6 protein-coding genes are annotated in these 13,394 nt (G+C 69.2%); 2 read left to right on the forward strand and 4 right to left on the reverse strand.

The features are described 5' to 3' along the window. Positions 1-837: 837 nt before the first annotated feature. The 3 genes from ACTMTF_RS41565 to ACTMTF_RS41575 form a co-directional block, all read right to left on the reverse strand. The gene (locus tag ACTMTF_RS41565) at positions 838-3,840 is read right to left on the reverse strand and encodes an MGH1-like glycoside hydrolase domain-containing protein (protein ID WP_441115609.1); all 3,003 of its coding nucleotides are present in this window, start codon (positions 3,838-3,840) and stop codon (positions 838-840) included. Between the two features lie 479 nt (positions 3,841-4,319). Then, on the reverse strand, positions 4,320-5,096 hold the full coding sequence (locus ACTMTF_RS41570; RefSeq protein ID WP_441115610.1) for an alpha/beta hydrolase: 777 nt from the start codon (positions 5,094-5,096) through the stop codon (positions 4,320-4,322). An 80-nt stretch (positions 5,097-5,176) separates the two neighbouring features. Continuing rightward, positions 5,177-5,305: a hypothetical protein gene (locus ACTMTF_RS41575; RefSeq protein WP_441115611.1), complete on the reverse strand. Its 129-nt coding sequence runs from the start codon at positions 5,303-5,305 to the stop codon at positions 5,177-5,179. 176 nt (positions 5,306-5,481) lie between these two features. Here ACTMTF_RS41575 and ACTMTF_RS41580 point away from each other — a divergent pair, with 176 nt between their 5' ends. Then, the gene (locus ACTMTF_RS41580) at positions 5,482-8,667 is read left to right on the forward strand and encodes a family 78 glycoside hydrolase catalytic domain (RefSeq protein WP_441115612.1); all 3,186 of its coding nucleotides are present in this window, start codon (positions 5,482-5,484) and stop codon (positions 8,665-8,667) included. Between the two features lie 60 nt (positions 8,668-8,727). On the opposite strand, the gene ACTMTF_RS41585 is transcribed toward ACTMTF_RS41580, so the two are convergent. After that, positions 8,728-9,813: a LacI family DNA-binding transcriptional regulator gene (locus ACTMTF_RS41585; RefSeq protein WP_441115613.1), complete on the reverse strand. Its 1,086-nt coding sequence runs from the start codon at positions 9,811-9,813 to the stop codon at positions 8,728-8,730. A 242-nt stretch (positions 9,814-10,055) separates the two neighbouring features. On the opposite strand from ACTMTF_RS41585, the gene ACTMTF_RS41590 reads away from it, so the two are divergent. Then, entirely contained in the window at positions 10,056-13,331 is a 3,276-nt protein-coding gene (locus ACTMTF_RS41590; RefSeq protein ID WP_441115614.1) for a family 78 glycoside hydrolase catalytic domain, read from the forward strand. Positions 13,332-13,394 lie beyond the last annotated feature (63 nt).

Below are 13,394 nucleotides of genomic sequence, written 5' to 3' on the forward strand. Positions count from 1 at the left end.
AGAGTAGGACGGGTGGGACTTGAACCCACGACCCACGGATTATGAGTCGGTTCCCTGAGTGCCGCCCAGTGTCATCGAGGGTTGTTCTGTATCGTCGTGGCCGGGATTCTCCCGATCTTCGTGTCGGCCTGTACCGTCGCGTGCCGCCCCGTATTGCATACACGCGAGCAATCACCGAGCAACCATGCGTTCGTGACCACCGGCACTATGTGCGATTTTGTCCAATCTCGACAGGGTCGTGTCGGCAGGGCTTTCGGGATGAGGCTCGAGCTTCACGGTAGATCGAGCAACCACGGAGCAGCCATCATCTGGCGAGTTCGCGTCCGCAAGCCAGGAATTGCAGGCGATCTCAGACGCGATGTGCGGCATGCTTGACGTGCATGGATGTAGTTTTCGGCAGGCACAGTGTTGTCGGGCCTCGCCGCCGCCGTGGCCAAGAGCAGTGACGGTCCCGTCGAGATGCTGCGCATGTTCAAGCTGGCCAAGGCATCGGCACTGTGAGGTGCCCAGCAGATTCCGGACAGTCGGCTACATAAGCTGACAGAAGTCTGGAAGAGGTAGGTACGTGACAAGGCGTTGCGGGCAGTTCTCACGCGAGTTCAAGGAAGAAGCCATCCGCATGGTGCCGACGCAGAACCTCGTGTGGCAACGATGCCAGGAGGGTGCTGAGGGAAGGCCCTGTCGTCCAGGGTGAATCTCACCCTGGTGTCGGCACCGAGTTGCCGTTCAAGAACCGTGATCTGATGGCGCAGGGCCAGTATCTCGACGTCCTTGTCTCGATCGCTCATCGGGATGACCTGGGCGGATGTAATTTTCGCAGGCGCAGCGTTCCGCGTCTTACTCCAGCTCACTTGACGGCACGCGCACCGAATGGCCCGGCTTGTACCGCCGCTTGATCGCCAGTCCGTTGCCTGTGAGGGTGACCGTGTTGCGTGTCACGAGCAGGTCGAGCTGGCGTCCGCGCCAGCGGAGGTGACGCACGCCGGCATTGGCCAGCTCCGACGGCAGGTTCGGGGTGATGACCAGGGCATCCGGCTCGGCTTCGATCCCGATGAAGGCGTACAGGAAACTGGCTGGCGCCAGTCCGCTCTCCGGGAACGGGATATCGGTTCCGACCGAGCTCCCGCCCGGGCTGCCGACCGAGGTCTCGCCGCGGAACAGGGGAGCGCCGCCGCAGATGTGGTCGGGTTCGCTCCACCGATCGAGGATCGTCGTCATCCGTGCCCAGGCATCATCGGCGGATCGATAGCGGGCGCGCGCCATCACGTCGAATCCCGAGGTGTAGAGGATGGCTCCGCCATCTTGCACTTCGTCTCCCCAAGGAGTCGTGAGGTGGGTCAGGAAGAACCAGTAGCTGTTGCGGCGCGTCGTCGACCTCGGGGCGAACACCCACTTCGAGTAGATGTCGGCGGGTCCCTCGACGTAGTCGCCGAGTGCTGCGACGAACCTGGTCGAGGCATCCGGTGCGGGACGCCCGTCGGAATACGCCGTCGCTCCCGGCACGGTTGTCGCCGACGACCACCACGCGAGCGTGCCCGTGACCTGTGAGACCTCCAGGTAGTACACGCCGGGTGGCTGCTTCGGCAGATCGATGTGCGCTACCTGGCCGTCGCTCCAGTCGGTGAACCGCTGTTCCGCGATCTTGACCGACGTTTCGCCCGGCAGCCCCTGGTAGAACGACATCGTGAACGCGGCACCGCGCTTGCCGTAGGTGGGGAATCGCGCGGCGACGCTCGTGAATTCGGCGTTCGCCGTGAAGCTCTGCCCCAGCGAGTGGCCCGCTCCGATCGTCGGTGCCAGGCCGCCGCTCTCGATCAGTACGACCGCATCCCGCAGCTCGGTGTGGCCGTTGTCGAGCCAGTCGAAGATGCGCGCGGCCTGCTTCTTGGTGGGGAGGCCGAACGACGCCGCTTCGAGATTGACGTAGGTCGAGCCGTAGTCGTGAGCGACGCCGTCGGCGTCGATGGTCTGGACGTACCTGCCCGCCGCATCGTTCCAGAACACCTGGTTGTAGCGCTGCCGGGCTTGCCGGCGCACGGACCTCAGCTCGTCCGCGATCGTCGCGTTTCCGACGTGATCCTCGAGCTGAGCCATCGCCTCGAGGGCCCCGTAGAAGTAGGCGTTGAGATAGGCGTCTTGATAGCCGAACGACGTGATGTCCCAGTAGTTGGAGGCCAGCGATCCGTCCCGTCCGCTGTGGTCGGGCGACGTGATCGTGACGATCCCACTCTTTCCGTCGAGTGAGTCGAGATAGAAGCTCATCGCACGCCGCACTCGCGGCAGCATCGTGGCGAGGAATTCGGAGTCTCCCGTCCACGAGTAGTAACGCCAGGTGCCGAGGATGTACATGGCATTGGACGTGAAGTGTCTAGCGTCGAAGAGAGTCGGGTCGGGGAAGGGCCACGCCGGCGAATCCGGCCATGACCAGACGTACCCGTCCTCTTCCAGTTGCGTGCTCAACAGGGAATCGGCCTGTGCCCTGGAGCCCGCCGTGGCGGTCCAGTCCAGGATGCGCCCCTCCCAGTCGGCCCAGTCCATGGCGTGCCCGCTGAATCGGTAGCTGAGCGCACGCTCCCAGTAGAAGGTGGACAACTGCGTCGCCCTGTGCTGATCGGATGCCACGAAAACCGGAAAGACCTCCGGCAGCGCGTCGGAATGCGGCTGGACTTCCACCGCGAGCGATCGCGAGATGGCCTGCTCCGTGTCCGCGCTGCCGGAGTTGAGCGTCATCGCCATCGACTCGGCGGTCATCGTACCGTCGAGGACCGGTTCGGTTCCCGTGATCCGGAGGTCGTACGGGCCGCTGCCGCTCGCTGTGACCGCCTTCGATCCCGACACCGGGTTCGTCCAGGCGTCTCGACGCTTCAGTTGTTCGGCGGGCATGTAGTCGCCGCGGTCTCCGTAGAAGCGGTTGAACAGGACGCCGTCCGCTGCGGCGACGGAGTATCCGTCGCGGAGCCACGACGTGTTGAGCGTCAGGCCGGGGTCGGACCGTGGTTCGTTCTGCCACTGAATGTCGTACGTCATCGTCAGGTTCCGGCCGGAGAGCTTTAAATCCCACGACGCGATGCCGTCGACGTTGAAACCCGCGACCTCGATCGTCATCGTGCGATCCGCCTGCACCTGACGATTGTTGTATGCCGACCCGCCCACGTCGACCGTGGTGCCGCCGAGCCGGCTCCACCAGCCGGGGGTTCCCGAACGGTGCGATATCTCCAGGTAGTAGGCCCCGGCTGGCTGATCCGGCACATCGAGGTAGGCCCATCCGTTGTCCTGCACCGGGTTCACCTCGCGACTGACGATCTCGGTGAGACCGGTCTCGGGAGTTCCCACGTAGAGCGTCATCGTCAACGCCGAGTTCTGGCTGCTCCAGGTGGGGAACTGGCCACCGACGCGGGAGAAGCGGTACATCGTCGCGGTGAACGACTGGCCGAGCGTCTGCCCGGCGCTGAGCGGGACGGGGGAGTTGAGCTGCCGCTGTTGCAGGTTCATCGTCGACGGCAGTTGGATACCCGCCAGGCTCAGCGCTGTGTCGCTCGCCGTGCAGGTGACGCCGTTGTTGAAACCGGCGTCGAAGAAGTCGGTCGCGCCGAGGAACACCGAGCCGAACACCGTGGGTTCGTACTGGCCGGAGCCCGTCGAATCGCACGCGAATCGGGTGAGTTTTCCGTACGCGCCGGAGAGACTGATGAACTTGTTTTCGAGCTGGTATGTCGCGGCCTCTGCCGCGGCGGTCTGGGGGATGCGCCACAGGCTGCTCGCGGCAAGGAGCAGGCCGCTGCCCGCTCCCTGGAGGAAGATGCGCCGACTCATGCGGAATCGCGTGCTGTCCGTGGCCACGGAGGTCTCCAGTCGCTCGATCGTGGTAGTGGTGTTCGCGGCTCGAAGCACGCAATGACGTCGTCGGAGCGAGCACCGGAACGGCAGCTAGCAGGCGACTTGAAAGCTTTCAAGTAGGGTCACAGACGAGCCGAGCACTGTCAACCATGTGACGAATGTGGCCATTTCTCGTAGCCGACCGGCGAGCCGGCGGCAACCCGGATCGAGGTCGAGATCTCCGCCGCCGCCGCTGAAAGTGCTCCAGGCAACTACCCGTCACCGTCACGGCACCAGTCAGGGGCGGGACTGTACGGTTTACTAGACAGACCCCGTCGGCAGGTGGCAAGGCCTCGGCCGTCGTGGGTGGATCGGGCGGTGCTCAGCGCGCTGGCGCGTCTGCTGTCTCCAGCCGGTCGCCGGCGGTTGTTCGTGACGCCGGGCACGCTGAGGCGAGTTCCGTGACGAGGTCGGCCCGGTCCAGGGAGCGGCAAACGCGCAGATCAGAACTTACGTGGCAAGCTCATGGGCGCGGGGCCGAAGTGATGGGCAGCGAGCCAGGTGGCACAGAGGCCAGGCCAGGCGGATGCGGCCAGTCCGCTCTGGGCGAGCCCGAGCCCGTGCTCGCCCTCGGGAAAGACATGTAGCTCGTACGGTGTTCCGGCGCGGGCGAGTGCGGCGGCGAGCAGCAGGCTATTCTCGGCCGGGACCCCTTCGTCGGCCGCGGTGTGCCAGAGGAACGTGGGCGGCGTCTCGGCGGTCACGTTGAGGTGGGCGGACAGGGCCCTCGCCTGCTCCTCGGTGCTGTCGGCGCCGAGCAGTCTGCGGCGCGACCCGGAGCGCGCGCGCGACCCGGTGAGGTCGATGACCGGGTACCCGAGCACCAGGGCATCCGGGCGCTCCCCGTCTTTCGAGGTGGCGAGGGTGGCGGCGAGGTGGCCGCCCGCGGAGAACCCCATGACGGCGACCCGCGAGGTCCCGCGTTCCCGGACGACGCGCACCGCCTGGCGCAGGTCGTACAGCGGAGCCGGATGCAGCGGCTCGCTCCCCGGCCCGGCTCCGGCCACCCGGTATTGGAGCACGTAGGCGTCGATGCCCAGCGTGACCAGCCAGCGGGCCACGTCCGCGCCCTCGTACCCGGCCAGCCCGGCGTAACCGCCGCCTGGGCACACCACAACCGCACCCGTGGCCAGGCCGTTCGCCGCGTACAGCGTCAGGCTCGGCGGTTCACCGGTAGCCGGGCCCGGGGGAGTTGCCGGCCAGAGCGGAATGTCGATCATGCTTCGGCACCTTACCCCGCGAAGGGTTAGGGAGATTTGCTGAACCTGACCGCGACGGGCCGTGATCACGCGTCGTGGGATCAGATGTCGTCGCTCCGTGTGCGTGCCAGGAACTCGGCGATCGGGTTGACCTGCGGTCGGCAGCTTGTGGCGTGGATCGGGCATGATCGCTGTTCATGGCGCTCGGCCGGCTTGAGGATGCCGGTCACCGGCGGACATCCTCCTTCTGGTCACCTGGCAGAGATGCCCGATCTACTTGCTGAAATGTTTCAGCTAACGACCCCAATGTGTCCCCTCAGCGCGCAGACATTGACGTGAAGACCTCGGGCTGCTTACGGTGCGCAGTACTTGAAATGTTTCAACTTTTCTTGAAGGAGCCCGCTTCATGCATCTAGCCGTGACTGATATGCGCGTGGAAGGACTGGCCGAACCCCTAGGTCTTGACGCGAGTGCGCCGGAGTTCTCCTGGCGGATCACCGGGGCCGGCCGCGGGCGGGCACAGAGCGCGTACCGGCTGATCGTGGGACGAGAGTGCGATCCGGCCGCCGAGGGAGCCGAGGTGGTCTGGGACAGCGGCATCGTGACCTCGGCCGCGACTTACGACCTCCCGTACGGCGGTGCTGAGCTGCGGCCCCGTACGCGCTACCAGTGGCGGGTCAAGGTGGCCGACGAGAGTGGCACGTGGACGGGCTGGAGCCCCGCGCACTGGTTCGAGACCGGTCTCGGCGATGCCACCGGGTGGACGGCGGGCTGGATCGGTACGCCCATGGTGCCCGGGTCGCAGCGGTTGCCGTCGCTGGAGAACGTGCCGCGTATCTGGGTCGCTGACCGGCTCGGGCCGTCCGGCTCGGAGACGGGGGCGTTCAGGACGCGGTTCGTGGTGCCGGGCGGGGCCAGGCCGCTGTCGGCATGGCTGGTGATCGGCGGCGCCGCCGAGGTCGAGGCGTATATCAACGGCGTGCCGCTCGCGGGGGAGAGGCGGGAAGGGGCGTTCGTGGCCGACGCGGGTGACCTGGTGGCCTCGGGCGAGAACGTGCTCGCGATCAGGGCCGCAGGCTCGGGGCTGTGCATGCGGCTGGAGGTCGTGGCCGAGGGGCGGCCGGTGCTGCCGCAACTCGTGCCGGTGGCCAGGGAGAGCGCCGTGACCGTCACGTCCGGTGGCCGGTGGCGGGCCAGTGACCGGCCCGGCGACGGGTTCGAGCAGCCCGGGTTCGACGACGCGGCGTGGCCGCTGGCCGAGGAGGTGGGGCTGCACGGCGACCCACCGCTGGGTCGCGAGCCGATCGGCGACCGGCCCAGCCCCTACCTGCGGCGCGAGTTCGGCGTGCCGTCACCGGTGCGTCGGGCCAGGCTGTACGCCACCGCGCTCGGCGTCTACGAGATCCACCTGAACGGCACCAGGGTGAGCGACGACCACCTGGCCCCCGGCTGGACCGACTATCGCCACCGTGTCACGTACCAGACCTACGACGTCACGGAACTGGTGTCGGAGGGGCACAACGCGCTCGGCGCGATTCTCGCCGACGGGTGGTACGCGGGCAACATCAGCTGGTTCGGCCCCTTCCACTACGGCCGGTGCCTGGCCTTCCGCGCCGAGCTGGAGATCCTGCACGACGACGGCGGCGTCACCCGGCTGCGCACCGACTCGGAATGGCGGGCCGCCTCGGGCTCGATCCGCTACGCCGACCTGCAGAACGGCGAGCGGCAGGATCTGGCGTCCGAGCCGCTCGGCTGGACGGTGGCCGGATTCGACGACTCCGGCTGGGTGCCCGCGGTGCCCGTCAGCCCGCCCGCCGGCCGGTTGACCGCCGCCGTCGCGCCGCCGATACGGGTGCACGAGGAGCTGGAGCCGGTGGCGGTGTGGGAGCGGCGGCCCGGCGTGTGGATCGCCGACTTCGGGCAGAATCTGGTCGGCTGGGTCCGGCTCACCGGCCGCGCCGGCCGCGACCGCCCGGTGGTGCTGCGGCACGCCGAGGTCCTCGACCATGAGGGTGGGCTGCACCTGGCCAACCTGCGCTCGGCCCGCGCGACGGACGAGTTCCTGCCGCGTGGCGAGGAGATGGAGACGTTCGAGCCGAGGTTCACCTTCCACGGGTTCCGCTACGTGGAGGTGTCAGGGCTGCGCGCGGCGCCGGAGGCGATCACGGCCAGGGTGGCACACGCCGCGATGGAGCCGGTGGGGGAGTTCACCTGCTCCGACGAGCGGCTCGACCGGTTGCAGCGCAACATCGTGTGGGGGCAGCGGGGCAACTTCCTGGCCGTCCCCACCGACTGTCCGCAGCGTGACGAGCGGCTGGGCTGGACGGGTGACATCTGGGCGTTCGCGCCCACCGCGCTGTTCAACTACGACGCCGCCGCCTTCCTGCGGAGCTGGCTGGCCGACGTGATCGACGCGCAAGGCGACGACGGCGCGGTCACGCACGTGGTGCCCGACGTATTGTCGGGCCGCGGCTCGTCGCCCAACGCCAAGGAGGCGGGCTCGCCCGGCTGGGGCGACGCGCTGGTGATGCTGCCGTGGGCTCTGCACCGGCTGCGCGGCGACACCAGGGTGGTGGCGGCATGCTTCGAGCCGATGCTGCGCTGGCTGGCGTACCTGGACAAACGCTCCGACGGTGGGATCTTCCCCGAGGAGGGGTTCGGCGACTGGCTGTCGATCGGCGCCGAGACCCCCAAACGGCTCGTCGGCACGGCGATCTTCGCTCTGTCCGCCCGGCAACTCGCCGAACTCGCCGCCGCGCTCGGCCGCGACGCGGACGAGCGGGCCTGTCTGGAGCTGTACGGGCACGTACGGCGGGCGTTCCGCGCGGCCTTCATCGAGGGGCCCGGCGTGCTGGTGAGCAGGACGCAGACCGCGTACGTGCTGGCCATCATGGCCGGGCTGCTGGAGGAGGACGAGCTGCCCAGGGCCGTGGCCCGGCTGACCGGCGACATCGAGGCACGCGGCGATCACCTGTCGACCGGTTTCCTCGGCACGCCGTACCTGCTGGACGCGCTCACCTCGACCGGGCGGCTGGACGTGGCCTACCGGCTGCTGACGCAGGACACCTTCCCTTCGTGGCTCTACCCGGTCGTGCACGGCGACGCGACGACCATGTGGGAGCGCTGGGACTCCTGGAGCCACCACCGTGGGCTGCAGGACCCGGCCATGAACTCCTTCAACCACTACGCCTATGGGGCCGTCGGCGACTGGATGTACCGGACGGTCGGCGGGCTGGCCCCGGGGTCGCCGGGGTACGCCGACATCGTCGTGCACCCCCGCCCCGGCGGAGGGATCGGCTGGGCGAGAACCGCGCACCGCACCAGGCACGGCAGGGTGGAGATCTCCTGGCGGCTGGAGGGCGACGGCTTCGCCCTGGACGTCGTCGTGCCGCCCAATACCCGCGCCGAGGTACACGTGCCCGCGCCGCCGGAGCGGGTGACCGAGGGCGGCGTGCCGGCCATCGAGGCCGAGTGCGTGGCCTTCGACCGGCTCGACGGCGGAGCTGCGGTCTACCGGATCGGTTCGGGCTCGTACGCGTTCCGCACCGGGATCAAGAGGAGCGCCCGGGACGAGAAGGACTGGGCCGATTAGGAGCGAGCAGCACCGCGAGCATCGGCAACAAGCGCCGCTGTAGCCGATGCTGAGGTGCACCTACCCTGAGATTGGCGGGGGCGCGGTGGATGCGCGGATGATGAGCTCGGGCTGGAAGACGATCTCCTGGTGCCAGTGGTTGTCGTCCGCGCGAAAGTCGGTGACCAGGAGCTCGGCGGCGGCCTGACCGAGTTGCTGCTTCGGCATGCGGATCGAGGTCAGCGCCGGTGACAGCAGGGCGGCGAACTCGACGTCGTCGTACCCCACCACGCTCATCTCGCCGGGTGCGGCGATCCCGCGCTTTTCCAGGTCGCGCAGGACGCCGACGGCGACCATGTCGTTGATGCAGAAGATCGCTGACGGCCTGCGTTCGTCGTCGAGCAGCTGGGCCAGCCCTGCCTCGCCCCCTTGGGCGTTGAGCACGGACAGAGTGATCTCGCTGATCGCCTCGTCGGGGTCGAGCCCCGCCCGGCGCGCCGCGCGGTGCAGCCCTTCCCTGCGGTCGGCGCACTGCCTGACCGTGGAGGGCCCGTTGAGGAAGCCGATGCGGCGGTGGCCGAGTGAGAAGAGGTGGTCACCGGCCAGGTCACCTCCCTGGACGTTGTTCACGGCCACCGCGCACAGCTCAGAGCCGACACCGAGCCGGTCCAGGAGCACGACCCCCACTCCGCGCTGCCGGAGTTCGATGAGGTGCTCGATGTCGTCGCCTGCCGGCGAGATGAGGATGCCGGCGACCCGATGTTCCTCAAGGGTCTTCAGGTAGTAGGCCTCCTTGTCGGGAGAGTCGTCGGAGCTGCATACCATCAGCAGGAACTGCTCCTTGGCCAGCTTGCTCTCTATGCCCGGCAGTATCTCGCTGAAGTAGGGACTGCCTATCTCGCGCACCACCACCCCCACCGTGCGGCTTCGGCCTCCGCGCAGCTGCCGCGCCGGCGCGTTGGGCACGAAACCCAGGGCGGCGATGGAGGAGCGGACCCGTCGCTGGGTCCGCTCCGCCACCAGCTCGGGGCGGTTGAGCACATTGGAGACGGTGCCGAGCGACACTCCGGCGTGCGCGGCCACGTCGACCATGCTGAGGCGCGTCCGGGCGCGCTCTCCGTCGGAGCCGCTCGTCGAGGTCTTGCTCGGTCTGTCGATATCGGACACCCCGTGGATAACCCTTTCAGCTCACAGCTTGTCGGACCAGTATATCAAATTGAAAGGTTTCACTCACTCATCTGTAAAGACGTCGATCCGGTGCGCGAACCTGTTGACCTCACTGAGGTCACCGTCTACTGTGCGGGCATTGAAATGTTTCAATCCCCTCTCGGCGTCGATGTGGAGGTTCCGTGCCACCCCCGTCCACCGAACCACATGAAGCGGCATGCCCCGCCCCGATCCGACTCCGTGTGGAGGATCACCCTGCGGGGCCCCCGCGCACGGGCAGGGCGTTGCCGGTGGTGCTGACGGCTCACCCCCGCCTGTCGTGGGTGGTTCCGCTGGTGCGGCAGGGGCAGCGGCAGACCGCTTACCAGGTCGTGGCGTCGTCAGCGGATGGCACGGTGTGGGATTCCGGCCGGATCGAGTCCGGCAGGAACGCGCACGTGCGGTGGGGCGGCCCGCCCGTCGCGCCGCACTCGGCCCTGCGCTGGACCGTGAGGGTCTGGGACGAGCACGCGAGGCTCTCGCCATGGGCGCATGCGACGGACCTGATCGCCGGGCCGCTGACCGCGGACGACTGGACGGCACGCTGGATCGAGATTCCGGCGACCCACGCGGCAGGCGAGGAGTTCTCCTGGGATCCGGCGTGCCGGGCCTGGCGAGCGCGCCTGCACTTGGCCGGCCTGGGCCTGTTACGGGTTCTGGTCGACGGGCAGGCGGTCAACCCCGATGCGAGCGACCCCTCGCGCACGGCGTTATCCCGGGCGGCGAGCCGCAGTTATGACGTCACCGGACTGCTGCGGGACGGCAACCGACACACTCTGGCGGTCGTGGCCGGCATCGGCCACTACGGGCAGGTGCTCGCCGAGCCACGCGCCCTGGTCGAGCTGCGGGTGGAGCTCGACAACGGCACCGTCGTACGGGTGGGCACCGGCCCGCACTGGCGGCATGGCCCCTCCTCGATCATCCGCGAGGACCCCTTCTACCTTGAAGAGCACGACGCCCGCAGGACATTCACCGGCACTGCCGGGACAGGCGCAGGGGAGCCGGCGCGCGCGGTTGAGCGGCCGGTCGCCACCCTCGCACCCGACGCCGGACCGCCGCTCGCCGTGGTGGAGGAGATCGCGGCGATCCCATGCGGCGACGCGGGAGGAGTCCTCGTCTTCGACGCCGGCCGTAACGTGGCCGGGCGCAGCCGGGTCGTCGTACGCGGCGCCGCCCCCGGTACAAGGATCGAGATCGTTCACGGAGAGAAGCTCGACGACGCCGGCCGCGTTGGGACGCTCAACATCCGGCTGCCCGACGACCGGGACCGGGAGCGGCAGGTGCTGGCCTGGACCTGCGCCGGCGGCGTCGACGTCGCGGAGGCGTGGTTCGCGTTCTACGGCTTTCGCTATGTCGAGGTGCGCGGCGTCCCGGCCGGCGCCGCCGTCGAGGTGACTGCCAGGGTGCTGCACTCCGACGTCGCGCTCACCGGCATTTTCGCGAGCGACGAGCCGCTGCTGGACCGTCTCGTGGCGATGGCGGTACGGACTCAGCGCAACAACTCTCACTCCCATCCGGAGGACTGCCCCACCCGCGAGCAGGGCGGCTGGACCGGTGACGCGTCGGTGTCGGCGGAGGCCGCCTTCTCCCACCTCGACATGGCCGGCCTCTATCGGCACTGGCTCGACGACGTGGTGGCCGACCAGCGCCCCGACGGCGGCGTCCTCGGATTGACCCCGCACCTGCTGGGAGCGCGTCACGTCCAGCCCGCCGACCCGGTGTGGGGCTCGGCGATGACCGAGATCCCGCTCCAGCACTGGCGGCACACCGGCGACGACACGCTCATCATCCGGCTGTTGCCGGCCATGCGCCGCTGGTGCGACTGGCAACTCGGCACGCTGTCGGGCGGCGTCGTCAGGGGCGCTGACATCAGCTACGGCGCGGACTGGCTCGCCCCCGAGCGCACCTCGCCGGTGATGCTGCAGACCGCGGCCGTCATCCGCTCCCTGCGCGCGCTGGCCGAACTGGAGGCCGTCGCAGGCGACGGCTGCGAGGCCGCGCGGCGCGAGCGCGAGGCCGATGCGCTGGCGAGCACGGCCAGGGCCGTGCTGCACGATCCGCTCACCCATGAGTGGGCCGACTCGGGCCAGGGTTCCGCTGCCGTCGCGCTGGCGTCCGGGCTGGCCTCGGACGAGGAGGAGCGGCGCGCTCTGGCCGACCAGATCCGCGTGGACATGCGCGTCCGCGGCGACAGGGTCTCGACCGGGTTCGCGGCCACCCAGTTACTCGTGCGAGCCATGGCGGAGGCCGACGGCGGCACGGCGCTGATCGCGGCGGTGCGCCAGCCGGAGCAGCCCGGCATCGGCGCGATGCTCACCACGGGGCCAGGTACATTCTGGGAAACCTGGTGGATCGACGACGAGAACGCCGGTGTCGCCTCGCTTGACCACATCGGTCTCGCCGCGCCGTTCGCCGCCTGGGCATGGACGCACGTGGCGGGCATCCGGCCGCTGGCAGAGGGGTATCGCCGCTTCGCCGTCGCGCCGTGCCTGCTCGGGCCGGTGACCAGGATCGATGTCACGGTCGAGACGGTCCGCGGCACGATCGCACTCGGCTGGCGGCTCGACGGCGACACACTGACGCTGGAGCTGACCGTCCCGGTGGGCAGCACGGCCCTGGTCGACCTGCCGGGCCGCCCGGCGCAGGAGTACGAATCCGGCCGGCACCGCATCGTGGCGACCGGCATACCCCTCGCCCAGGAGCGGCCGGCCATTGGCAGGACACCGCCCGTGCCGCCGGGCCAGGCGGTCACCGCGGCGGTGCTCAGAGGCGGCGCGGTGAGCGCGGACGCCGACGCGGGCTGGAAGGCCCGCCTCGATGGGCACGAACTGCGGATCGAGGCGCCACCCGGCGCGCCGATCGGGTCCTGCGCCGAAGTCGTCCTCCGCGGCGCCGCCGGCGAGCCGCTCGCCCGCCGGGTGGTCCGCGCTGGACGATCCGCTCGCTGGCTGTCTCGCGGCGTCAGGGCGCCCGGCTGGACGGCCGGCCCTGGCGTCCGGCTCGACGTCCTCCACGGCACGTTCGTCTGCACGCCGGTCTTCCACGGAACGTTCCCTGGGCCGACCTTCGAAGTCAGCGGGCCGCCCCTTCCACCAGGGCAGACCCGATGGGTACGGCTGCCGCTCCCCGGCGGGGACGACCTCGGTGCCGCGGCCTTCGCCTTCGCGGAGGTGGATCTGTGCTTCCCGGTGCTGCCCGGCCGCACGATCGTGCCGATACTCCGGTTGACCGGAGCCGACGGCAGCAGCGTTCAGGACACCGTCCGCCCGCTGCCCGTCTGCTGGAACAGGATCAGCGTCGACCTGTCGCGATGGCCTGGCAGGGAGAGGGTGGTCGAAGTGGCCGTCGGGGTCGCCTGGCTGGACCGGCCCGATTCGGCCAGAGGGCCGGCGCTTCCGCTCGACCTGCAGGAGGGCCGCTCCAGCCTGCCGTTCCGGATGGGCGATGTGGGGTGGACCAGTGCGCCACGTACCTGTTGAGCGGGCTCGCAACCCGCTGCGGGCCCCGACTGCCTTACCGCTCGCTGAGTTCCTGTCAGAAGG

It is taken from the genome of Nonomuraea sp. ZG12 (assembly GCF_052068115.1).
Lineage (GTDB): Bacteria > Actinomycetota > Actinomycetes > Streptosporangiales > Streptosporangiaceae > Nonomuraea.